At 72.7% G+C, this 22,784-nt stretch carries 19 protein-coding genes and 1 pseudogene; 7 read left to right on the top strand and 13 right to left on the bottom strand.

Annotated features, from left to right (window positions below; all coding sequences use genetic code 11):
• Positions 1 to 121: 121 nt before the first annotated feature.
• On the bottom strand, positions 122 to 1,033 hold the full coding sequence (locus ACZ60Q_RS03900; RefSeq protein ID WP_469627878.1) for an ABC transporter permease: 912 nt from the start codon (positions 1,031 to 1,033) through the stop codon (positions 122 to 124).
• Positions 1,030 to 3,684 carry an alpha/beta fold hydrolase gene (locus ACZ60Q_RS03905; RefSeq protein WP_469627881.1) on the bottom strand — a complete coding sequence of 885 codons (2,655 nt, stop codon included), beginning with the start codon at positions 3,682 to 3,684 and terminating at the stop codon, positions 1,030 to 1,032. Before ACZ60Q_RS03905 ends, ACZ60Q_RS03900 begins: the two co-directional genes overlap by 4 nt.
• Positions 3,685 to 3,827: 143 nt before the next feature.
• Between ACZ60Q_RS03905 and ACZ60Q_RS03910 the strand changes: the two genes are divergently transcribed.
• Together ACZ60Q_RS03910 and ACZ60Q_RS03915 are read left to right on the top strand one after the other, a co-directional pair.
• Positions 3,828 to 4,256, top strand: a complete 429-nt coding sequence (locus tag ACZ60Q_RS03910) for a GNAT family N-acetyltransferase (RefSeq protein WP_469628013.1) — start codon at positions 3,828 to 3,830, stop codon at positions 4,254 to 4,256.
• A 143-nt stretch (positions 4,257 to 4,399) separates the two neighbouring features.
• Positions 4,400 to 5,122: pseudogene (locus ACZ60Q_RS03915) on the top strand (phosphatase PAP2 family protein); the annotation flags it as partial.
• On the opposite strand, the gene ACZ60Q_RS03920 reads toward ACZ60Q_RS03915, so the two are convergent.
• The 8 genes from ACZ60Q_RS03920 to iolC form a co-directional block, all read right to left on the bottom strand.
• On the bottom strand, positions 5,078 to 5,899 hold the full coding sequence (locus ACZ60Q_RS03920; RefSeq protein ID WP_469627884.1) for a response regulator: 822 nt from the start codon (positions 5,897 to 5,899) through the stop codon (positions 5,078 to 5,080). The pseudogene ACZ60Q_RS03915 and the gene ACZ60Q_RS03920 sit on opposite strands and share 45 nt — an antisense overlap.
• 7 nt (positions 5,900 to 5,906) lie before the next feature.
• The gene (locus ACZ60Q_RS03925; protein ID WP_469628017.1) at positions 5,907 to 7,280 is read right to left on the bottom strand and encodes a sensor histidine kinase; all 1,374 of its coding nucleotides are present in this window, start codon (positions 7,278 to 7,280) and stop codon (positions 5,907 to 5,909) included.
• Positions 7,281 to 7,401: 121 nt separating this feature from the next.
• The gene (locus tag ACZ60Q_RS03930) at positions 7,402 to 8,022 is read right to left on the bottom strand and encodes a DUF4291 domain-containing protein (RefSeq protein WP_469627887.1); all 621 of its coding nucleotides are present in this window, start codon (positions 8,020 to 8,022) and stop codon (positions 7,402 to 7,404) included.
• 122 nt (positions 8,023 to 8,144) lie between these two features.
• On the bottom strand, positions 8,145 to 9,647 hold the full coding sequence (gene mmsA, locus ACZ60Q_RS03935; protein WP_469627890.1) for a CoA-acylating methylmalonate-semialdehyde dehydrogenase: 1,503 nt from the start codon (positions 9,645 to 9,647) through the stop codon (positions 8,145 to 8,147).
• 58 nt (positions 9,648 to 9,705) lie between these two features.
• Complete coding sequence (gene iolD, locus ACZ60Q_RS03940) at positions 9,706 to 11,682, bottom strand: 3D-(3,5/4)-trihydroxycyclohexane-1,2-dione acylhydrolase (decyclizing) (RefSeq protein ID WP_469627893.1); 1,977 nt, start codon at positions 11,680 to 11,682, stop codon at positions 9,706 to 9,708.
• The gene (gene iolB / locus ACZ60Q_RS03945) at positions 11,679 to 12,674 is read right to left on the bottom strand and encodes a 5-deoxy-glucuronate isomerase (RefSeq protein ID WP_469627896.1); all 996 of its coding nucleotides are present in this window, start codon (positions 12,672 to 12,674) and stop codon (positions 11,679 to 11,681) included. Before iolB ends, iolD begins: the two co-directional genes overlap by 4 nt.
• 5 nt (positions 12,675 to 12,679) lie before the next feature.
• Positions 12,680 to 13,582 (bottom strand): Cgl0159 family (beta/alpha)8-fold protein, encoded by a 903-nt coding sequence (locus ACZ60Q_RS03950; RefSeq protein ID WP_469627899.1) that lies wholly within the window; start codon positions 13,580 to 13,582, stop codon positions 12,680 to 12,682.
• On the bottom strand, positions 13,579 to 14,652 hold the full coding sequence (gene iolC / locus ACZ60Q_RS03955) for a 5-dehydro-2-deoxygluconokinase (protein ID WP_469627902.1): 1,074 nt from the start codon (positions 14,650 to 14,652) through the stop codon (positions 13,579 to 13,581). The genes ACZ60Q_RS03950 and iolC overlap by 4 nt, the downstream gene beginning before the upstream one ends.
• A gap of 133 nt (positions 14,653 to 14,785) precedes the next feature.
• Between iolC and ACZ60Q_RS03960 the strand changes: the two genes are divergently transcribed.
• Complete coding sequence (locus tag ACZ60Q_RS03960) at positions 14,786 to 15,712, top strand: sugar phosphate isomerase/epimerase family protein (protein ID WP_469627905.1); 927 nt, start codon at positions 14,786 to 14,788, stop codon at positions 15,710 to 15,712.
• 40 nt (positions 15,713 to 15,752) lie between these two features.
• On the opposite strand, the gene ACZ60Q_RS03965 is transcribed toward ACZ60Q_RS03960, so the two are convergent.
• Positions 15,753 to 16,277: a DinB family protein gene (locus tag ACZ60Q_RS03965; RefSeq protein ID WP_469627908.1), complete on the bottom strand. Its 525-nt coding sequence runs from the start codon at positions 16,275 to 16,277 to the stop codon at positions 15,753 to 15,755.
• 247 nt (positions 16,278 to 16,524) lie between these two features.
• Between ACZ60Q_RS03965 and ACZ60Q_RS03970 the strand changes: the two genes are divergently transcribed.
• Positions 16,525 to 16,716 (top strand): helix-turn-helix transcriptional regulator, encoded by a 192-nt coding sequence (locus tag ACZ60Q_RS03970; RefSeq protein WP_469627911.1) that lies wholly within the window; start codon positions 16,525 to 16,527, stop codon positions 16,714 to 16,716.
• 43 nt (positions 16,717 to 16,759) lie between these two features.
• Here ACZ60Q_RS03970 and ACZ60Q_RS03975 read toward each other — a convergent pair whose 3' ends face one another.
• Both ACZ60Q_RS03975 and ACZ60Q_RS03980 read right to left on the bottom strand, forming a co-directional pair.
• Positions 16,760 to 17,512 (bottom strand): class I SAM-dependent methyltransferase, encoded by a 753-nt coding sequence (locus ACZ60Q_RS03975; RefSeq protein WP_469627914.1) that lies wholly within the window; start codon positions 17,510 to 17,512, stop codon positions 16,760 to 16,762.
• Between the two features lie 244 nt (positions 17,513 to 17,756).
• Positions 17,757 to 20,060 carry an MMPL family transporter gene (locus tag ACZ60Q_RS03980; RefSeq protein WP_469627917.1) on the bottom strand — a complete coding sequence of 768 codons (2,304 nt, stop codon included), beginning with the start codon at positions 20,058 to 20,060 and terminating at the stop codon, positions 17,757 to 17,759.
• A gap of 158 nt (positions 20,061 to 20,218) precedes the next feature.
• Here ACZ60Q_RS03980 and ACZ60Q_RS03985 point away from each other — a divergent pair, with 158 nt between their 5' ends.
• The 3 genes from ACZ60Q_RS03985 to ACZ60Q_RS03995 all read left to right on the top strand — a co-directional run.
• Entirely contained in the window at positions 20,219 to 20,947 is a 729-nt protein-coding gene (locus ACZ60Q_RS03985; RefSeq protein ID WP_469627920.1) for a TetR/AcrR family transcriptional regulator, read from the top strand.
• Positions 20,948 to 21,116: 169 nt separating this feature from the next.
• Positions 21,117 to 21,434 (top strand): heavy-metal-associated domain-containing protein, encoded by a 318-nt coding sequence (locus ACZ60Q_RS03990; protein WP_469627923.1) that lies wholly within the window; start codon positions 21,117 to 21,119, stop codon positions 21,432 to 21,434.
• 104 nt (positions 21,435 to 21,538) lie between these two features.
• The coding region (locus ACZ60Q_RS03995; RefSeq protein WP_469627925.1) for a heavy metal translocating P-type ATPase at positions 21,539 to 22,784 on the top strand (1,246 nt) is incomplete at its 3' end.

Below are 22,784 nucleotides of genomic sequence, written 5' to 3' on the forward strand. Positions count from 1 at the left end.
CCTCGACATCTGCGAATGTGACGTACGGGGTCGTCGACCGGAGCCGACGAAAGCATTGCGGAACCATCTCGATGCGGCAACAGCGGCGGCCGGTGGGCGGGAAACCGGCGGAACATCAGGTTCAGGACACGATGTCCTTACGACTGAACCCACGGAAGGCCAGCGCGAACAGGATCAGGGCATAGGTCACTGATACGGCCGTTCCCTTGATCATGCCGCCCCACTCCAACTGCGGCTGGAGCGCGTCGGCCCAGGCGAACTGCCAGTGCGCGGGCAGGAAGTCACGCCAGGAGCCGAGCGCGGTGACCGCGTCGAGCACATTGCCGACGATGGTGAGGCCCACCGCGCCGCCGACCGCGCCGAGCGGCGCGTCGGTCTTCGTGGACAGCCAGAACGCCAGTCCGGCCGTGACCAGTTGGGAGACGAAGATGAACGCCACGACGATCGCGAGGCGGGGCACCGTCTCCCCGGCGGACAGCGCTCCCCCGGTGGGCAGTTTCAGCGGCCCCCACCCGTAGGCCGCCGTGCCCGCCACCAGCGCGACGAGCGGCAGAAGCACCATCGCGGCCAGGCTGAAGCCGAGCGCGACGACGAGCTTGGACCACAGCAGCCGTACGCGCGGCACGGGCGCGGCGAGCAGATAGCGCAGCGAGGACCAGCTCGCCTCGGAGGCGACGGTGTCCCCGCAGAACAGGGCCACCGGCACCACCAGCAGGAATCCGGCCGAGACGAAGAGCGACGTGGCGGCGAAGTTCGCGGCGGACTCGGTCGCCACGTCCATCAGGTTGATCCGGCTGCCGCCGCCCCGGCCCCCGCCGCCGTCCTCACCGTCCGGCGTACCGCCGATCGCGAAGGCGATGATCAGGATGAAGGGGAGGGCGGCGAGCACGCCGCCCATCAGCAGGGTGCGCCGCCTGCGCAACTGCCGCATGGCCTCGACGCGGAGAGGAAGCGTGCGCCGGGCGCGGTAGCCGGCGGCCTCGGGACGCGCTGTGTCGCCCCGGACCTCGGGGGGCTGGACGGGGGCGCTCATGCTGCTCCTCCGGAGATGAGGGTGAGGAAGGCGTCCTCCAGGCGGCGGTGCGGTCCGACGCCGGTGACCGGGACGTCGAGCCGGACGAGATCGGAGACGAGCCGGGAGGTGGTGGCCCCGTCGAGGCGGACGAGGAGTCCGCGCCCGTCGTCGGTGCGGACGGCGGAGCCGATGCCGGGCAGGGCGGCGACCTTCTCCGCCAGCGGCTCGGACACCTCCTCCGCCGTGGTCACCAGGATCATGTCGCCGGATCCGGTGATCTCGGCGACCGGACCGGCCTGGACGAGCCGGCCCCGGTCCATGACGACCAGGTGCGTGCAGGACTGCTCGACCTCGGAGAGGAGGTGGCTGGAGACGATGACGGTCCGGCCGCCGGCCGCGTACCGGATCATCACGTCCCGCATCTCGCGGATCTGCGGCGGGTCGAGCCCGTTGGTCGGCTCGTCGAGGATCAGCAGGTCCGGCATGCCGAGCATGGCCTGGGCGATGGCGAGCCGCTGGCGCATGCCCTGGGAGTACGTCCGTACGGCCCGGGCGAGCGCGTCGCCGAGGCCGGCGATCTCCAGGGCCTCGTCGATGTACGCGCCCTCGGCGGGCCGGCCGGTGGCCTGCCAGTAGAGGTCGAGATTGGCGCGCCCGGAGAGGTGGGGCAGGAAGCCGGCCCCCTCCACGAACGCCCCGACCCGCGACAGCACCGGCGCGCCCGGCCGGATGGCCTGCCCGAAGACACGGATCTCGCCCTCGTCGGGGGTGATGAGTCCCATGAGCATGCGCAGCGTCGTCGTCTTGCCCGCGCCGTTGGGCCCGAGCAGCCCGAGGACCTGGCCCTTCTCGACGCGGAAGGACAGCTCGCGCACGGCGTACCGGTCCACGGACTTGGCGTACTTCTTGGAGAGCCCGGTGATCTGGAGTGGTACGTCGGTGAGCGCGGGGTCCGGCGGGGGCGTCGCGGTGCGGCGGCGGGCGGTGAGCAGGAGACCGGCCGCGATGACGAGGGCGGCGGCCGGGAGGCCCCAGGTCCACCACGGGAGGGTGGCGGCGGCGGTCGTGACGGAGGGTGCGGTGGGGAGGGTCAGCGGCCCGTCGGCGGTGACGGTGTACGTGGCGGGCTCGGCCGGGGACGCGTAGCCGAGGTCGGTCGCGGAGAACACCAGCCGCAGCCGGTGTCCGGCCTCGAACTCGTGGTCCACGGCGGGCAGCGCCAGCTCGACCGGCTTGCCCTGCTGGTCGGGGGTGATCCGGTAGGGGGCGACGAGCTGGTGGGGCAGCACCTGCTGCCTGCCGTCCGGTGACACGTCGTACACCTTGCCGAAGAGCACCGCGTCCCGGTCGCCGCTCGCCGTCACGTTCACCTTCACGGTGGGTGTGCCGGTGACGCGTACGGAGGTGTCCAGCGGGGCGGACTCGAAGCGGCCGAACTGTCCGGGGAAGTCGAGCGAGAGCCCGACTCCGAGGGAGGAGAGCTGGGCGAGTCCGCCGCCGACGCCGGGCACGGCGGAGATGGCGGGCGGTGCGGCGCCGGCCGGGTTGCGGAAGGTCTTCGTCCCGCCGCCGAGCGCGATGTCCCGGCCGCCGCCGCGCAGCCCCGGGTAGGTGTCGCCGCTCGCGCCGCGCAGGAGGGCGGCGCCGTCGGTGGAGTCGACGCCTCCGGTGCGGGTGACGCGGAAGGCGGGCCCGGTGTCGGTGCCGTTGTCCTTCTTGAGATACCGGTCGAACCAGGAGCCGACCCGGGCCTCGACGCGTCCGGTCTCGCTGTCGCCGCCGTCGTGCCCGCCCGAGATCCAGTCGACGGAGACGGGTGCGCCGTTGGCGCTGATGGCCTTCTGCATGGCGTCGGCCTGGCCGAGCGGGAAGAGGGAGTCGGACTGCCCCTGGAGGAGGAGCGAGGGGACCTTGACGCGGTCGGCGACGGCGGACGGCGAACGCTCGGTGAGGAGGTCGACGGCCTCGGCGTCGGGCTTGCCGCTGACGGCGACCCGCTCGTACATCTCGCAGAGCCGCTTCTCGAACTTCTCGCAGCCGCCGCCGGTGGTGATGAAGATCCCGGCCCAGAGCTTCTTGAAGACCCCGTCGGGGAAGAGGGCGTCGGCGAGGTTCCAGTAGGTGATCACGGGCGCGATGGCATCGACCCGCTCGTCGTGCCCGGCGGCGAGCAGGGAGACGGCCCCGCCGTAGGAGGCCCCGGTGAGACCGACCCGGGGGTCGCCCTTGCCGTCGAGCTCCACCTCGGGACGGGTCGCCAGCCAGTCGATGAGCCGGGAAACGTCCCTGACCTCGTGGTCCGGGTCGTTGAGGGAGATCTTCCCGCCGGATTTGCCGAAGCCGCGCGCCGACCAGGTCAGCACCGCGTATCCGTCGGCGGCCAGCTTCTCGGCCTGCGCCCGTACGTCGTTCTTGCTGCCGCCGAAGCCGTGTCCGATGAGCACGGCGGGGCGCTTGCCGGAACCCTTGGCGTGGAAGTACGAGGTGTCGATCGGCACCCCGTCCATGCGCAGCGTCCGGTCCTCGCGCTGCACGGCGGGCGTGCCGTCGTCGGCGACGGCGGTCCAGGTGCCGCCGCCCACGAGCACGGCGAGCACGGCCGCGGCCGCGGCCCACCGGGCACGGGTACGGGGCAGCGGGCGCCACCGTCGAGCAGTAGAGGTCTCCATCCCCCGACCCTAAGCGGAGGATGCAAGCCGGTTGGGTGCCGCCGGGGGGAGGCGGGCGGCCTCCCTGAGAGGTACGGTGCGCCCCCGCCGTACTCCGGACGCGGTACAGAATGCCTTCAGACCCTTTGCCTCGGGAGGACATGGTGGACATTCGCCGCGCCACGACCGTCATGGAGCTCCTGGCCGCCGGCCATCTCTACGACGCACCGCCCCGCGAGGAGTGGGCCGCCCGCTTCCTCGCCGCGGACGGTCACCTGATGCTGATCGCGTACGTGGACGGCGTCCCGGCCGGCTTCGTCTCGGGCATCGAGATGCTGCACCCGGACAAGGGCACGGAGATGTGCCTGTACGAACTCGCGGTCGACGACCCGTTCCGCCGCCGGGGCATCGGCAGGGCCCTGACGCTGGCGCTCGTGGACGTCGCCCGGGAGCGGGGGGCTTACGACCTGTGGGTCGGCGTGGAGCCGGACAACGAGGCGGCGCTCGCCACGTACCGGTCGGCGGGCGCGGGGGACGACGGCGGGTTCGCGATGCTGACCTGGGAGTTCGGGGAGGGCGCCGCCCACGAGTAGGACGCCTCGCACGCGACACGCGCCGGGGCGCGTCCGGGCGGCCGGGCGGCCGGGCGGACGGGCGTCAACCCTGACCTTCGGCGGGGGTGGCTCCTGCCGTTCGGCCCCGGCGCCGGGCCGCGGTGGCTTCGTACGTTCGCCGCATGGCAAAGCACACACATCATCACCACTGGCCCGTCCGGCTGTTCGGATCGGCCGCCCTGCTGGCGACGGCGGCGGCCGTGATCGGGGCGCTGTCGCCCGGAGGTCTGGGACGGCCCGGACCGGCCGAGGTCACCCAGGGGGTCTCCGTGTCCGCCTACCGGTCGCTGACGGAAGCGGTAGGGGACGCCCCGGACTGGCTGGGGCACCTTCTGGAACTGTCCTCCGAGGCCACCTTGATCGTCCTCGGCCTGCTGCTGCTCGGGATCTGTTGGACGGCCGTGCGCCGGAGGGACGCGGGCGCGGCGGCGGGGGCCGTGCTCATCGGCGCCGGGACCGTCGTGGCGTACACCGTCAGCGAGGCGCTGAAGCTGATCGTCGACGAGGAGCGCCCGTGCCGGGCGGTGGACGGCGTCCGGGCGCTCGCCGCGTGCCCCGAGCCGGGCGACTGGTCGTTCCCGAGCAACCACGCCACCCTGGCCGCCGCCCTCGCGGTCGGGCTGGCGCTACGGCGGCCCCGACTGGCCGCCGTGACCCTGCCGTTGGCCGTGGCGGCGGCACTGCTGCGGGTCCTGGTGGGGGTCCACTACCCGCACGACGTGATCGCCGGAGCCGTGCTCGGCGGGGCGGTCGTCACCGCGGTGCTCCTCGTGTCGGCCCGCCCCGCCGGTGTGTTCGCCTCAGCGCTGCTCGGTCGGTGGTGGGGGCGGGATCCCGGCCTCGTGGGCGACGACGGCGGCCGCGGCCCGGTTGTCGACGCCGAGGCGGGCCAGGACGGAGCTGACGTGCGCCTTGACCGTGCCTTCGACCAGGTGCAGCCGCCGGGCGATCTGCCCGTTGGACAGCCCGCCCCCGAGGTGCGACAGCACTTCGCGCTCCCTGGGCGTCAGCCCGGCGACCCGCTCCCGGGCTGCGTCCCGGCGGCCGGCCAGGGCCCCGGCCCCGGTGGACGCGAGGTGCGCCACGACGCGGGCGGCGACCTTCGGTGACAGATAGGCGGCGCCGTCGGCCACGGCCCGCACCCCGGCGACGAGTTCCTCGGGTTCGCCGGACTTGATCAGGAATCCGGCGACCCCACAGCCCAGCGCCCGCAGGATGTAGTCGTCCTCGCCGAACGTGGTCAGCATGACGACGCCGGTGGCGGGCAGGGTGCGACGGATCTCGGCCGCGGCCTCGATGCCGTTGGTCCTCGGCATCCGCACATCGAGGACGGCCACGTGCGGGCGGTGCGCCCGGACCAGCTCCACGGCCTCGTGCCCGTCGGCCGCCTCGGCGACGACCTCGATGCCCGGGTCGGTGGCGAGGACGGCGCGCACTCCGGCACGGATCATGGGCTCGTCGTCGGCGACCAGGACCCTGATCGTCCCGGCCGGGTTCGTGTCCGCCGCCGGGGCCGTGCGCGCCGCCGCGGACGTGTCCGACAGCTGGGACGCGTCCGCCGCCCGGAACGTGTCCGCCGCCCGGGACGTGTCCGCCGCCCGGGACGTGTCCGGTCGGGTCATCGGGCGCTCACGGTGTCAGCGCGTCGCGGGAGACCAGTCTGCCGTCCCGGAAGCAGAGCCGGTACGCGTCCCCGGACCGGTCGTCGAAGCGGTCGGCCGTCATCGCGTAGAACTCGCACGTCACCCCTCGTTCCTTGCGCCCGGCGCCCGCCGGCCGCTTCACCGACTGCCGGTCCGGCAGCACCCTTTGCAGGTCGGACCGATCCTGCCCCACCCGCAGCCGGGCGTAGTCGCGCGGGTCGAGCACGGACCGGGACGCGGCCACCGTCTCCCACATCCCGACCCCGGCGAGCAGTACCGCGCCCGCTGTCAGCGGCACCGCCAGCGCGGTGAGCAGGGTGCGGCGGACCCGCCGCCCGGCCCGCCGGTATCCCGCCGGCCCGGGGCTCACCCCGCCGGCGGCGGGCCGGGGCGCGGGCTGCGCGGGGGCGTGGTGGGGCAGCCGGGCGGTGACGGTGAAGCCGCCGTCCCGGGGGCCGTGGTCGAGGGTGCCGCCGACGAGCCGGACGCGCTCGTCCAGCCCGATGAGGCCTCGGCCCCCGTGCCCGGCAGGTCCACGGCCCCCGTGCCCGGCCGGTGTCGCCGGGGCTCCGCTGCGGACCACCACCCGGGTCCCGGTCGCCGTGTGCGAGAGCTCGACGCTCACGGACCGGCCGGGCGCGTGCTTGGCCGCGTTGGTCAGGCCTTCCTGCACGACCCGGTGCGCGGCGCGTTCGACGGCGGGCGGAAGGCCCGCCGCCTCTCCGGTCACCGTCAGTTCGACGGCGAGCCCGGAGGCGACCGCGTCACCGACGAGCCGGGGAATGTCGGAGCCTCCCGGCCCCTGCGGCGGGCCGTCGCTCTCCTCGCGGAGGACGCCGATCACCTCGCCGAGGCGTTCCACCGCCGCGGCGGCCCGGCCCCGGATGTCCTGGGCCGCCTGCCGGTGCCGCTCGTCCAGACCCGGTGCCAGCTTCAGGGCTCCGGCCGACAGGGCGATCAGGCTGAGGTCGTGGCCCAGCACGTCGTGCATGTCCCGGGCGATCCGGGCCCGCTCCAGCAGTCTCGCCTGCTCGGCGATCAACCGGCTCTCCCGCTCCAGCTGTTCGGCCCTCTCCCAGCCGGCCCGGACCAGCTCCCGGTACTGACGTGAGAACCGTCCCACGAACCAGGGCACCAGTACGGCGAGGACGACCACCGCCACGAACTGCGTCCCGAGGGCGAGCAGGGACGGCACCACCGCCACCGCCACCGCTCCGGCCACGAGCGTCCCTGCCAGGACCAGGACGACGGTTCTGCCGCGCCCGGGGCCCCGCCCCGCGACGAAGGCGGCGATCGCGGTCGGCAGGCCCCACCACCACCCGACCAGGCTCAGCGCGCCGAACGCCGCCGCCGCGGGCACCAGCAGGCCTCCCGGCTCCGCCCACCTGGGGCCGGGCCGACGGGCGGCCCTGTTCCTGGGGGAAAAGCTGTTCACGAGGGAGAGGCTACGGAGACCGGGAGCCTTTCGGCACTGCCGAAAGTCATATGTCCGACGCCGGGGAACCGCCCCGAACCGGTCGGGGCGCGGCAAGGCCGAGCGGTGTCTCCACGGGCAGCAGGGCCGCGGCTCTCTCCCGCTCCCCCGCCCGGACCGCCGTGTGCACCTCGCGCGCGAGCGGGGTGACGTCGCGGACGGAGACGGTCCACTCGTCCGCGTACCGCCGGGCGGCCTCGCCGCTCAGCCCGAGCTGGAGGGAACGGTACGGGAGCGGGTTCAGGTCGAGGTCGCGTTCGGGGTCCCACTGGACCCGGGCGGGGGCTGCGCGCAGGCTCCGCTTCCAGGACGCCCGGTCGGGGTGCACATCGCGCGTGTAGTGGGAGAGTTCGGCGCGCGCGAGGGCCCATTCCAGGCCGCTCCGGTCGATCTCGACGGCGAGGACGACCTCCTGGCCCTCCTTCGTACCCCAGCCGCAGCGGTACATCATCCACAGGAAGCTGGGCTTGATCCAGGTCATCCGGTCCCGCTTCCAGGCTTCGGGGAACCGCCCGTCGCGTGCGGCGGGCAGTCCGAGGGCGGGGCGGTACGCCTGGTAGACGGTGACGGTGGTGGCGGTCTGCCGGGCGCGGATCTCGTAACGGGGCGGGAGGGTCGGGGTGTTCATGGGTCACAGGATGTGGGACGGGGCGGTGGCCCGGCATCCGCTTTTCGCGTGCCGACGGGCCCCGTCGGCACACCGGTGCGGGCGGGGGCCCGTGCGGACGACGGGGGCGGTGGGGGCGGCCTTCAGTGGTTGCGCGGGAAGCCGAGGTCGACGCCCGTCGGGGCGTCGGCCGGGTCGGGCCAGCGGGTGGTGACGACCTTGCCGCGCGTGTAGAAGTGCACGCCGTCGTTGCCGTAGATGTGGTGGTCGCCGAAGAGCGAGTCCTTCCAGCCTCCGAAGGAGTGGTAGCCCACGGGGACCGGGATGGGCACGTTGACGCCGACCATGCCGGCCTCGATCTCCAGTTGGAAGCGGCGGGCCGCGCCGCCGTCGCGGGTGAAGATCGCGGTGCCATTGCCGAACGGCGAGGCGTTCATGAGGGCGACGCCGTCCTCGTAGGTGTCCACGCGGAGCACGCACAGCACCGGGCCGAAGATCTCGTCCCGGTACGCGTCGGAGTCGGTGGAGACCTTGTCCAGGAGGGACAGGCCGATCCAGTGGCCGTCCTCGAAGCCCTCGACCGTGTGGCCCGTGCCGTCCAGGACGACCTCCGCGCCCTGGGCGGCGGCGCCCGTGACGTAGGAGGCGACCTTGTCGCGGTGGGCGGCGGTGATCAGGGGGCCCATCTCGGAGGCGGGGTCGTTGCCGGGGCCGATCGTGATCTTCTCGGCGCGCTCGCGGATCTTCGCGACCAGTTCGTCGCCGATCGCGCCGACCGCGACGACCGCGGAGATCGCCATGCAGCGCTCACCGGCGGAGCCGTACGCCGCCGAGACCGCCGCGTCGGCGGCCGAGTCCAGGTCGGCGTCCGGGAGGACGAGCATGTGGTTCTTCGCGCCGCCCAGCGCCTGGACGCGCTTGCCGCCCGCGGAGGCGGTGGCGTGGATGTAGCGGGCGATGGGGGTGGAGCCGACGAAGGAGACGGCGGCCACGTCGGGGTGGTTCAGCAGGCCGTCGACGGCGACCTTGTCGCCGTGCAGGACGTTGAGGACGCCGTCGGGAAGGCCGGCCTCCGATGCCAGCTCGGCCAGCAGGTTGGCGGCCGAGGGGTCCTTCTCGCTGGGCTTCAGCACGAAGGTGTTGCCGCAGGCGATGGCCAGCGGGAACATCCACATCGGCACCATGGCCGGGAAGTTGAACGGGGTGATGCCCGCGACGACGCCCAGGGACTGGCGGATCGAGGAGACGTCGACCCGGTTGGACACCTGAGTGGACAGCTCACCCTTGAGCTGGGTGGTGATCCCGCATGCCAGCTCGACGATCTCCAGACCGCGGGCGACCTCGCCCAACGCGTCCGAGTGCACCTTGCCGTGCTCGGCGGTGATCAGCGCGGCGATGTCGTCGCGGTGGGCGTCGAGCAGCGCACGGTAGCGGAAGAGGACGGTGGTGCGCTGGGCGAGCGAGGAGGTGCCCCACGTCGCGTACGCGGCCTTCGCCGCCGCCACTGCCGCGTCCACCTCCTCCACGGAGGCGAGCGCGACCCGCGTGGTGACGGCGCCGGTGGCCGGGTCCGTGACGGGACCGTACTGGCCCGACGTGCCCTCCACTGTCTTGCCGCCGATCCAGTGGTTGACGGTCTTCGTCATGACGTACTCCTTCAGGCTTCCGGCCGCTCGGGCAGGTGCGAGCGGGTTCAGGCGGGCTTCACAGATGGCGGCGTCGGGCGGCGGCCTGCCGCTCGTACTCCTGCCGGGCCTCGACCGCCGCCGGCCGGCTCGCGGTCTCGGCTACCGGAACATCCCACCACGCCTGTGCCGGAGGGGGGCCCGACACTGTGTCGGGCGTTTCCGTCTCGACGTAGACACAAGTGGGGCCCTGCGCGTCACGGGCCTCGGAGAGTGCTTTGCGCAGGTCGTCGATGGTGGTGGCGCGCAGGACGCGCATGCCGAGGGAGGCCGCGTTGGCGGCCAGGTCAACGGGGAGCGGCGGTCCGGTGAAGCCGCCGTCGGCGTCCCGCCGGCGGTAGGCCGTGCCGAAGCGTTCGGCGCCGACCGCCTCGGAGAGGCCGCCGATGGAGGCGTACCCGTGGTTCTGGAGGATCAGCAGCTTCAGCGGCAGGTGCTCCTGGACGGCGGTGACGATCTCGGTTGGGTTCATCAGATACGTGCCGTCGCCGACGAGCGCCCAGACGGGGCGGCGCGGCCGGTCGGGGCCGCTCCGGGCTCCGTCGGCGAGCAGGACACCGATCGCGGCGGGGATCTCGTAGCCCATGCAGGAGTAGCCGTACTCGACGTGGTACTGGTCGCGGGAGCGGGTGCGCCAGAGCTTGTGCAGGTCGCCGGGGAGGGAGCCCGCGGCGTTGACGATGATGTCGTCCTCGGTGGCCAGGGCGTCCAGCAGGCCGAGGACCTGGGTCTGGGTGGGGCGCGCGGTGGGGTCGGGGGTGGCGAAAGATGCCTCGACCCGTTCCTCCCACGCTTCCTTGCCGCCGGTGTACTCCGTCTCGTACGCCGGGTCGACCCGGTAGCCGCGTCCGGCGAGCGCCGCCGTGAGCGCTTCCAGTCCGGCCCGGGCGTCGGCGACCAGCGGGAGGGCGGCCAGCTTGTGGGCGTCGAAGCCGGTGATGTTGAGGTGGAGGAAGCGGACGGCCGGATCGGCGAAGAGCGTGCCGGAGGCGGTGGTGAAGTCGGAGAAGCGGGTGCCGATGCCGATCACCAGGTCGGCGCTGCGGGCCAGTTCGTCGGCGGTGGCGGTGCCGGTGTGGCCGATGCCGCCGACGTCGGCCGGGTGGTCGTGGCGGAGCGCGCCCTTGCCCGCCTGGGTGGAGGCGACCGGGATGCGGGTCGCGGCGGTGAACGCGGCGAGCGTCTCCTCGGCGGCGCTGTGCCGGACCCCGCCGCCGGCGACGATCAGGGGGCGTCGGGCGGAGCGCACCGCCCGTACCGCGGCTTCCAGTTCGTGCGTGTCGGGGGCGGGTCTGCGGACGTGCCAGTCGCGCTCGGCGAAGAACTCCAGCGGCCAGTCGTACGCCTCCGCCTGTACGTCCTGGGGCAGCGCGAGCGTGACGGCCCCGGTCTCGGCGGGGTCGGTGAGGACGCGCATCGCCTGCAACGCGGCCGGGATCAGCGCCTCGGGCCGGGTGATCCGGTCGAAGTAGCGCGAAACCGGGCGCAGACAGTCGTTGACCGAGACATCGCCCGCGTACTCCACTTCGAGCTGCTGGAGTACGGGGTCGGCGGGCCGGGTCGCGAAGGTGTCGCCGGGCAGGAGGAGGACGGGCAGGCGGTTGATCGTCGCGAGGGCGGCCCCGGTGACGAGGTTGGTGGCCCCCGGGCCGATGGACGTGGTCACCGCGTGGGCGGAGAGCCGCCCCGACTGACGGGCGTAGCCCACGGCCGCGTGCACCATGGCCTGTTCGTTGCGGCCCTGGAGGTACGGCATACGGTGCGCGGCCCTGTCGCCGCCGCCGTCCCCACCGCTTCGGCCGCCTTCCGCCTCGACGAGTGCCTGGCCGATGCCCGCGACGTTGCCGTGCCCGAAGATGCCCCAGGTGGCGCTGATGAGTCGCTGCCGGCGGCCGTCGCGCTCGGTGTACTGCCGGGCCAGGAAGGCGATCAGGGCCTGAGCGGTGGTCAGTCGGCGGGTGGGACAGGCGGGGTTCGCGGGACTCGTCGGGCTCAAGGCGTTACCTCCGGGCCGGGCGACGGATGCGCCGTGTACAGCGGGAGTCTGGCGTCGATCGGCTCGTCCCGCCAGATGTCGCGGATCCATCGGTGGTCGGGGTGGTCGCGGATCAGCCAGGCGCGCTCCTCCCCCGGCCCGGCCATCACGTTCAGGTAGTACAGCGTCCGGCCGGGCGGGGCGATGGACGGTCCGTGCCAGCCGTCGGGGACGATGACGACGTCGCCGCCGCGCACTTCGGCGAGGACGTCCGTACCGCCGTCGCGCGACGGGGAGACCCGGTGGTAGCCGATCCCGCCGTCCGCCACCTCGAAGTAGTAGATCTCCTCCAGTTCGCACTCCTCGCCCGGCACGTGCTCGTCGTGTTTGTGGGGCGGGTAGGAGGACCAGTTGCCGCCGGGGGTGAGCACCTCGACCGCGATCAGCCGGTCGCAGTCGAAGGTGTCGGCGGCGGCGAAGTTGTTCACCTGGCGCGAGCAGGTCCCGGAGCCGCGCAGCTCGACGGGTACCTCCGGCGCGGGGCCGTAGCGAGCGGGGAGTCGTCGCTCGCACTTCGCTCCTGCCAGGGCGAAGCGGCCACCTGCGCCGGAGGCGATCTGTGCGTGGGAGTCGCGCGGTACGTAGGCGAAGTCGGAGACCCCGCTGAACACGCTCTCCCGGCCCAGTAGTTCGAAGATCTCGCCTGCCGTACGCACCGTACATGCACCGGCCAGGGGCAGGACGATCCATTCGCTACCACCGGTGTCGAGCGTGTGAACACCTCCCGGTTCCAGCTCCAGCACCCGCAGGGCCGAACGGTCCCAGCCGGCCCGCTCGGGGTCGATGTCAACGGCGTACGCCCCGCGTGCGACGCTGCCGGCCGGCAGGTGGTACCGGCCCCGCCCGTCCTGCCGCTTGTCCTGGTCCCGCCCCTGGGGGTGATGCGTCTCCTGGTCCCGCCCCTGGGGGTGATGCGTCTCCTGGTCCCGCTCATGGGGGTGATGCGTCGTCATGGCCCTTACCTACCCGTGCCGAGCAGCGATACGGCGGTGTCGACGGCACACGTCACGTCTCCGTCGACCGGGTAGAGCAGCGAGCGCCCCACGACCAGCCCCCGCACGGTGGGCAGCCGCAGCGCGTCGCGCCATTTCCCGTACGCGGCGTCCTGGTCGGCGCCGACCTCGCCGCCGAGCAGGACGGCGGGCAGGGTGGAGGCCTCCATCGCCCGGGCCATGGCGCCGGGTTCGTCGGTGACGGGGACCTTCAGCCAGGTGTACGCGGATGTCCCGGCGAGGCCCGACGCGATGGCGATGGAGGTCGCCACGGCGGCGGCCCCGAGGTCGTTGTGGAGGCGGCCGTCGACGCGGCGGCAGAGGAACGGCTCGACGAAGACGGGCAGCCGGTGCGCCGCCATCGCGTCGATGGTGCGGGCGGCGGTGTGCAGGGTGTCCAGCGAACCGGGGTCGTCGTGGTCGATGCGCAGCAACAGCTTCCCCGCGTCGAACCCCTGGCGGACCAGGTCGTCGGGGCGGTGGCCGGTGAACCGGTCGTCGAGCTCGAACGTGGCGCCGGCCAGCCCGCCGCGGTTCATCGACCCCATCACGACCTTGTCCTCCAGGGCTCCCAGCAGAAGGAGGTCGTCCAGGACGTCGGCGGAGGCGAGCACTCCGTCGACCCCGGGACGGGAGAGGGCGAGGCAGAGCCGCTCCAGCAGCTCGAAGCGGTTGGCCATGGCGAGGGCCCGGTCGCCCACGGCGAGCGCGCCGCGCGCGGGGTGGTCCGCCGCGATGATCATCAACCGGTCGCCGGGGTGACGGATCAGCCGTCGCCGCTTCCGTCGCGCGGCGGCCTCGGCGACGGCTTCGGGGCGCTCGGCACGCAGCCGCACGAGTGCGGAGAGGGAGGGCGCGAAAGGCGTCATGAGCCCGCTCCGGCCGGGACGTCAGCCGCCGCGCCGAGGTCGCCCGGGGCGGCGCCGGTGTTCACCGGAGTGCCCGGGTCCGCCGTGACGGTTCCGGCCGCGAGAGCACCCTCGACCTCGTCCGCGAACGGCATCGCGGACGAGCAGGCGAGCCGGGAGGCGACGATCGCGCCGGCCGCGTTCGCGTACCGCACGAGGCGGTCGAGGGGCCACCCGGCGAGCAGCCCGTGGCAGAGCGCGCCCCCGAACGCGTCGCCCGCGCCGAGTCCGTTGACCACCTCGACCGGCAGGGGCGGGCAGTCGGCGGTGGTGCCGTCCCGGTGGACGGCGAGCACGCCGTTCGGGCCCTGTTTGACGACGGCGAGCTCCACCCCGGCCGCGAGCAGGGCACGGGCCGCGGCGTACGGTTCGCGTTCGCCGGTCGCGATCGCGCACTCGTCGATGTTGCCGACGGCGACCGTGGCACGGGCCAGTGCTTCGCGGTACCGCGCGGGGGCCTCGGCGCTGTCGTCGCCGCCGTCCCAGAACATCGGCCGCCAGTCGAGGTCGAAGACGGTCGCCGTACGCGGCGTACCGGCGGGGCGGACGCGGGGCGTGCGCGCGGCGAGGGCGGCCAGGGTGGCGGAGCGGCTCGGCTCGGCACTGAGTCCGGTGCCCGTCATCCAGAAGATCCGGGCATCGCGCACCGCGTCCAGGTCGAGGTCCGGCGCGTGGATCTCCAGGTCGGGGGCCTTGGGTTGCCGGTAGAAGTAGAGCGGGAAGTCGTCCGGCGGGAAGATCTCGCAGAAGGTGACCGGAGTCGGGTACTCCCGCACGGGCGTCACCCACCGGTCGTCCACCCCGAACCGCTCCAGCTCCTGGTGGAGGTACGCGCCGAAGGGGTCGTCCCCGGTCCGGGTGATCACGGCCGTCCGCCGCCCCAGCCGGGCCGCCGCCACCGCGACGTTCGTCGGGGAGCCGCCGAGGAACTTGCCGAACGTCTCGACCCGGGCGAGCGGTACCCCGACCTCCAGCGGGTAGAGGTCCACCCCGATCCGCCCCATGGTGATCACGTCGTACGGCTCAGACATGCCCATCCCTTCGACCCACCGGTGGCCGGCTGGTCCCAGGTCTAGTCCCCTCCCGGGAACCCTGTCAATATTTTGTCCGGACATTCGGACGAACCCTTGACACTCTTCCGCACGGGCCCCGAGGCTGGGCGTTATGACCCCCTCCGTCCAGTCCTCGGCCCGCATCCGTATCGGCTCGGCCCCCGACTCCTGGGGAGTGTGGTTCCCCGACGACCCGCGGCAGGTGCCCTGGCATCGCTTCCTCGACGAGGTGGCCGAGGCCGGATACGCGTGGATCGAACTGGGCCCGTACGGCTATCTGCCCACCGACCCGGCCCGGCTGGCCGACGAGACCCGCGACCGGGGGCTCACGGTCTCCGCCGGGACCGTCTTCACCGGATTGCACCACGGCCCGGACGTCTGGGACCGGACGTGGGCGCATGTCGCGGACATCGCCGGACTGACCCGGGCCATGGGCGCCGAGCACCTGGTCGTCATCCCCTCCTTCTGGCGCGACGACAAGACGGGCGAGGTGCTGGAGGACCGGGTGCTCACGCCCGCGCAGTGGCGTGAGCTGACCGCGCAGACGGAGCGGCTGGGCCGGGAGGTCCGGGAGCGCTTCGGGCTGCGCATCGTCGTCCACCCGCATGCCGACACCCACATCGACACCGAGGAGAACGTCAACCGCTTCCTCGACGCCACCGATCCTGATCTCGTCTCGCTCTGCCTGGACACCGGGCACTACGCCTACTGCGGCGGCGACAGCGTCAAGCTCATCGAGACGTACGGGGAACGTATCGGCTACCTCCACCTCAAGCAGGTCGATCCGGAGATCCTGGCGACAGTGGTGGCCGACGGGGTGCCGTTCGGCCCGGCGGTGGCCAGGGGCGTGATGTGCGAGCCGCCCGGCGGGGTCCCCGCCCTGGAGCCGGTCCTGGAAGCGGCCCGGGCCTTGGACGTCGACCTGTTCGCGATCGTGGAGCAGGACATGTATCCGTGTCCGCCGGACAAGCCGTTCCCCATCGCCCGCCGCACCCGGGAGTTCCTCCGCTCCTGCAAGAGGCCCGGCCCCACGGCCTGATCCCGCCGGGTCCGCAGGGTCCGGCCTCCGGGGGCCCGGGTCAGACCCCCGTGCGTCCGTCGACGCGTTCGCGGATCAGGTCGGCGTGGCCGCAGTGCCGCGCGTACTCGCCGATCATGTGGGTGTAGATCCACCGCAGCGTGACCTGCGCGCCCATGAACGGGCTGGTGTCGTCGAGCGCTCGGGCCGCGCAGTTCCGCCGGGCCGTGGCCACCTCGGCCCCCCACAGTGCGAGCGCCTTCTCGTAGGTGGAGTCCTCCGCGAGATCCCAGCCGCCGTCACGCCCCTCGGCTCCGTCCCCGCCGTCGGCCGGAGGGGCGAAGAGCGGCGGGGCGTCCTCCTGCGCGAGCACGCGGCGAAACCAGTTCCGCTCGACCTCCGCCAGGTGCTGGAGCAGTCCGAGCAGCGTGATCGGCGAGGGCGTCGCGGACGCCTCGCGCAGCCCCTTCTCGGGCAGGTCCGCGCATTTCTGGGCGAGGGTGGCGCGGTAGAAGTCGAGCCAGCTCTCCAGGGAGGTGCGTTCGTCGGCGGCCAGAGGGGGCATCGGGCGTTCGGAAGTGCTCATGGTCTCCATCGTGGCAACCGGGTCCGACAACGACCGCGCCCAGCGCCACCGGGCCCGGTTCATCCGTTCTGCGACAGCAGTAACCATTTCAGTACACATATCTCGGTTATGTGGGGTTTCTGTCACAGCCGGTCGACAACCCCACGCCGCCTGCCGCCCTGGGTCGTTCAACCGAGGACAGGCTGAGTGATCGTCAGCCTGTGCTGCGGAGCGCAGCAGAGCAGAGAAGCGCTGAGAGGTATCACTGATGACCGACAGAACGCTCTGGTCCTACAAGGACATTGCCGCGCACATCCAGGTCCAGCCGGACACGGTCCGCTCCTATCGCAAGCACGGGCTCCTGCCCTCGCCCGACCAGGTGGAGAACGGGAAGCCGTACTGGTACGGAGACACTGTCCGCGCCTGGGTCGCCTCCCGCCCCCGCAACCGGGGCCGCTGACCCGCTACCCGCACCACGACCCCGCCCGAATGGCCCGGGCCCGTCATGTCCGGGCGGGTGCCCGGAAGAGGGCCGTCCAGAGGAACGGCTTTCCGAAGAGGGGCGATTGGGCGCCCTCGTCGTTCATACGGCGCAGCTCGATCTCCGTCAGGCCGGAGAAGACGCGACGCAGCGCCTCGGGCGAGTAGGCGAGTCCACCCTGTAGACCGCCCGTCCGGTAGAGCTCGGCGTCCGGCAGCTCCGACCCCATCCCGCCCTCCCCGGCGGCGAAGCAGGTGAGCGCGAAGTGGCCGCCGGGTGCGAGGCAACGCTCCAGGAGGGCGAGATAGCTGATACGGCGGTGGGGTGGCAGGTGGTGGAAGCAGCCGGAGTCGTAGATCAGGTCGTAGGGCCCGGCGAGGGCGGCCCCTGCCGCTGTCAGCGCGAACGCGTCACCGCGGTGGAACCGGATGTCGTGGGCCTCTGCCCCGTCCGCCCGTTCCCGGGCCCAGGCGATCGCCTCCGGGGAGAGGTCGACCGCGTCGACGCCGAAGCCGAGCGAGGCCAGGTGCAGCGCGTTGCGGCCGGGGCCGCAGCCGAGGTCGAGCGCCCGCCCCGGGGTTATCAGCCCCTGGCGGAGGTACCCGTCCAGGCTCTCGTCGGGCTTGTCCACGAAGAACGGCACCGTCTTCGAACGGTCCGCGTAGAAGTCGTCCCACCAGGACGCTCCGGCGACTGTCCACCGGTCCGCCGCCGGGGCGAACAACCCGTCCATCAACACCATGAGATCGTCCGTCGTGGTGACGTTCCGGTCCATCCGGGCCCCCTTTTCCGATGAGGTAATTCTAGGCAGTTGGAGCATGAAATCCCAGGTCAGCGATGCCGCACCGATGCCACCGGCAGGCTCCTGACGCCTTTCGGGACGGGCCGGGAGCCCGGCCCCCGGCCACCACTCGTTCGGTGTCGCACGGGCCCACCGGGGGCCGCTCCGGGGGTGTTCCCGGCCTCCCCGGGGGCTGTTTCCGAACGGCTTCCCCGGCCCCCGCGCCCCAGGAAGCCTGTCAGCGTCCCGCCGGCTCGGCGACCTTCGCCGCGTCCGCCTCGGAGGCGGCGTCCACCGCGGGCTCCGCCTTCCCGGGGCCGCCCCGGCCGCCCGGAGTCTCCGGGTCGGCGACGCCGGCCGGGGCCGTATCCCCTTCGCTGAGGCCGAACTTGCGATGGAAGGCGCGCAGGGGCGCGGGGGCCCACCAGGTGGAGCGACCCATCAGCTTCATCACCGCGGGAACCAGCAGGCCGCGCACCACCATGGCGTCCATCAGGACGGCGAGGGCGATGCCGAGTCCCAGCATCTTGGTGTTGGTGACCCGTGAGGTGCCGATGGCCACCATCACGACCGCGAGGATCACCGCGGCCGCTGTGATCAGTCCGCCGGTGTGCCGGAGCCCGAAGGCGACGGAGTGCTCGTGGTCGCCTGTGCGGTCATGCTCCTCCTTGATCCGGGATATCAGGAAGACCCCGTAGTCCATGGAGAGTCCGAAGGCGACGCAGAACATCAGGACGGGCAGCGTCGTCTCGATGTCGCCCGTGCTGGTGAAGGCGAGCAGCCCGGAGAGGTTCCCGTCCTGGAAGACCCAGACCATCGCTCCGAACATCGCGGTGAGGCTGAGGGCGTTGAGCACGACCGCCTGGAGCGGGATGAGCACACTGCCGGTGAGCAGGAAGACCAGGAGCAGGGTGACCACCACGATGATCCCCACCGCCCAGGGCAGCCGGTCGGCTATGGCGTCCTTGGAGTCGACGAGGGCTGCCGCCCTGCCCGTCACCGAGGTGTCGAGGGAGGAGGCGGTGGGCACGGCCCTCAGGTCCCGTACGAGCTGCTGGGCCTTCTCCCCGACGGCTTCCCCCTCGGGCAGCACGCTGTAGAAGGCGACGGAGTCCCCGGTGACCGGGCCGTCGACCCGCAGCACGCCGGGGACCTGCCCGATCCGGTCCTTCAGGTCCGCGTACGCGGCGGGGGACCCCGGCCCCTCGACCAGCACCTCCAGGCCGCCCACGGGGCTGCTGGGAAACCCGTCGCGCATATGGTCCTGGACGGTCCGGGACTCCGCGCCGACCGGCAGCTGACGGTCGTCCGCCGTGCCGAACCTGACGCCCAGGAAGGGCAGTCCGAGCAACAGGAGCCCGATGGTGGTGACGACGGCGAAGACGGGGGCCCTCCGCATCACCAGCACGGCCAGCCGCGCCCATCCCCGGCCTGGCGCCGCCTCTTCCCCCGCACCTCCCGCGCTCTTCCCGCGACGGCGGAACAGGCGGCGCAGGTCCAGCGAGTTGACCCGGTGGCCGAGCAGCACGAGTGCGGCGGGCAGCAGGATCAGCGCGGCAGCGGCGGCCAGGAGGACCACGGCGATCCCGGCGTAGGCGAAGGACCGCAGGAAGTACTGCGGGAAGACGAGCATGGCCGACAGCGACACCGCCACCGTCAGCGCCGAGAACAGCACCGTGCGCCCGGCGGTCCGCAGCGTCGTGCCCACCGCGGTCCGGGGGTCCGCCCCGCTCGCCAGCTCCTCGCGGAAGCGGCGGACGATGAACAGGGCGTAGTCGATGGCGAGTCCGAGGCCGAGCGCCGTGGTGAGGTTCATGGCGAAGACCGAGACGTCGGTGAACTCCGTCAGCCCTCGCAGTACGGCGTTGGTGCCGAGGATGGCGACGATGCCGACACCGAGCGGCAGCATCGCGGCGACGGCGCTGCCGAAGACCATGACCAGCAGGACGAGCGTCACCGGCAGGGCGATCAACTCGGCCCGCAGCAGGTCCTCCTGGATGATCGTCTGCATCTCGTGCTGCACCGCGACGGGCCCGCCGAGGGAGACCGTCACCGGCCCCCGCTCCCCGGAGAAGGCGGAGGCCATCCGGTCGAGGGTCTTGCCCGCGGTCTTCTCGTCACCCCCGATCCGGGCGGCGATGACCGCCTCGTGACCGTCCTCGGAACGCAGGGCGGGTGATGCGGTCTCCCAGTAGGACCCGACGCCCGAGACCCCCGGCTCGGCCCTCAGTCGCTCGACCAGGCGGGCGGCTTCGGCGGCCACCGCCGGGTCGTCCACGGTCGCGGAGCCACTGTCCACCAGAAGGAGCAGGTTGGGCTGGGAGGCGGGGAACTCCCGCGCCAGCACCTCGGTCGCATAGGTCGACTCGGCGTCGGGGGGCTGCCAGCCGCCGCTGCCCATCCGGTCCGCCACCCCGCTCCCCGCGAACACGGCGAGCGCGGTGATCACCAGCGCGGCCAGCAGCGCGAACCGCGGCCGGGCGGTGACGAACCGGGTCCAGCCGCCGACCGAAGGCGGCGCGGAACGGTTGACTTCGGACATGGTGCGGTGTCCCCTTCACCGAGACCCGGGCGGCACAAGGCAGCATGGGTCAGTCATTGCCACTTACCCTGGCAAACACGAGTAGTCGCTCGCGTTTCACTAGAATGCGAGCGAGCACTCGCATTTGTCAACCGCATCATGAGAGCTGGGGATAGACCGTGTCGGAGGCCAAAGCCACCAAGGGCGCCGCGGCGGACGGAGCGGACGGCGGGCCCACCGCCGACGCGGCCGGCGGAACGCCGGGCTCCGCCCGCCCGCGCCGCCGCCAGGCCCGCGGCGAGGCCCGTATCGCCCAGCTGCTCCAGGCCGCCGCCAGCGTCTTCTGCACCAGCGGCTACACCGCGTCGAGCACCAACGCCATCGCCCGCGAGGCCGGGGTGTCGCCGGGCACGCTCTACCAGTTCTTCCCGAACAAGGAGGCCATCGCCATCGAGCTGGGCGACCAGCTGCTCAACCGCTGGCGGGACACCTACGGCGCCGCCTTCACCCAGAGCCACACCGAGCTGCCGCTCGACCGCATGCTGGACGCCGTCCTCGACCCGCTGATCGCTTTCAACTGCGAGAACCCGGCCTTCTTCGTCCTGATGCACGGCCCGGAGATCCCCGGACAGATCACCGAGGAACACGACACCCTGCACGCCACGATGCTGACGCGGGTCGAATCGGCGCTCGCCGGCCACCTCCCGGACACACCGGCCGACCAGGTCCACCGCATCGCCGACATGGCCTTCATGCTCTTCAAGGCCGGGCTGGACCTGATCATGGCCCACGAGGGCGAAGAACGCGCGGCCTACATCCAGGAGCTGAAGACGCTCATGTTCCGCTACCTGGACCCCCTGGTCGGCGACGACATGCGGCACCGGACCCCGCCCACGCCCGCGCCGTAGACGGCCCGCCCGCGCGTCATGGCCGACCATGGGGCCGGTACGCGGTACCACCGGATCGCATTTATACCCCCTAGGGGTATAGTGTGGATACGACGGAACGCCGGGAGTCCTCCGCGACCTCCTGCGCCCCGCCACGCCGCCGTAACGTGTTCGCGATAAGGAGAACGTCATGACCGCCGAGACCGAGACCCCCCAGTCCACCGGCTCCTGCTGCTCGCCCACCGGTTCCTGCCACGACGGTGCGGCCGACGTGCGGATCGAGGAGACCGACTCGGTCACCACCGTGTACCAGGTCAAGGGCATGACCTGCGGCCACTGCGAGGGCTCCGTGTCGGAGGAGGTCTCCGGGATCGCGGGTGTGATCTCGGTCGCGGCCGTCGCCGCCACCGGCCTGGTCACCGTCACGTCCAAGGCCCCGCTGGCCGAGGACGCCGTTCGTGCCGCCGTCGACGAGGCCGGATACGAACTCCTCGGCCCGGCTGCCTAAGGCCGGCCCCGGAGCGGCCGCCACCCCGATCGCCGTCGGGCCGTACCCCACCAGGAGATACTGGTGGGGTACGGCCCGATCCGCGTTTCTCAGGAGTTCCGGACATGGCCAGCACAGCAGCAGCCGGTTTCCCGGCCGCCGACGCCTCCGAGGCCGAGCTCATGATCGGCGGGATGACCTGCGCCTCGTGCGCCGCCCGCGTCGAGAAGAAGCTCAACCGGATGGACGGCGTCACCGCCACGGTGAACTACGCGACCGAGAAGGCCCGCGTCACCTTCGGGGAGGGGCTGAAACTGGGGGACCTCGTCGCCGCGGTCGAGAAGACCGGCTACACGGCCCGGCCCGTCGCCCGCCCGGTACGGAAGGTACCGACAGGGACCGAGGCCTCCGCTCCCCCGGCCGCCGCCCCGGACACGTACGCCGGCACCGACACCGACGCGGCCCGCCGCACGGACAGCGCCACGGACACCGCCACGACCCCCGGCGTCGGCACCTCGGCAGACCCGGCCCCGGAGCCCTCCCCGGAATTCGCCCCGGACTCCGCGGCCCGGGACGCCGGGGCGGAGCAGGGCACCTCCACCGACGCGCTCCGGCAGCGACTCGTCGTCTCCGCCGTGCTCGCCGTCCCCGTGGTCCTGCTCGCCATGATCCCGGCACTCCAGTTCGACTACTGGCAGTGGCTGAGCCTCACCCTCGCCGCACCGGTCGTCGTCTGGGGCGGCCTGCCCTTCCACCGCGCCGCATGGACCGGCCTCCGGCACGGCGCGGCCACGATGGACACGCTGGTCTCGCTCGGCACGCTCGCCGCGTTCGGCTGGTCGCTGTGGGCCCTGTTCCTCGGCGACGCGGGCATGACCGGCATGCGCCACGGTTTCGACCTCACCGTCTCGCGCGCCGACGCCGGCTCGACGATCTACCTGGAGGTGGCGGCCGGGGTCGTCACGTTCATCCTGCTCGGCCGCTACCTGGAGGCCCGTGCCAAGCGGAGGTCCGGGGCGGCGTTGCGCGCGCTGATGGACCTGGGGGCCAAGGACGTCGCCGTGCTCAGGGACGGCAGGGAGGTCCGCGTCCCGGCGAGCACGCTCGTCGTCGGCGACCGTTTCGCCGTCCGTCCGGGGGAGAAGATCGCGACGGACGGGACCGTGGTCGAGGGCGCGTCCGCCGTGGACGCCTCGATGCTCACGGGCGAGTCCGTACCCGTCGAGGTCACCACCGGCGACACCGTCACCGGAGCCACCCTCAACGCCGGAGGCCACCTCGTCGTCGAAGCCACCCGCATCGGCGCCGACACCCAACTCGCCCGCATGGCCCGCCTCGTCGAAGACGCCCAGAACGGCAAAGCCTCCGCAC

This window comes from Streptomyces sp. NPDC104313 (assembly GCF_055583985.1).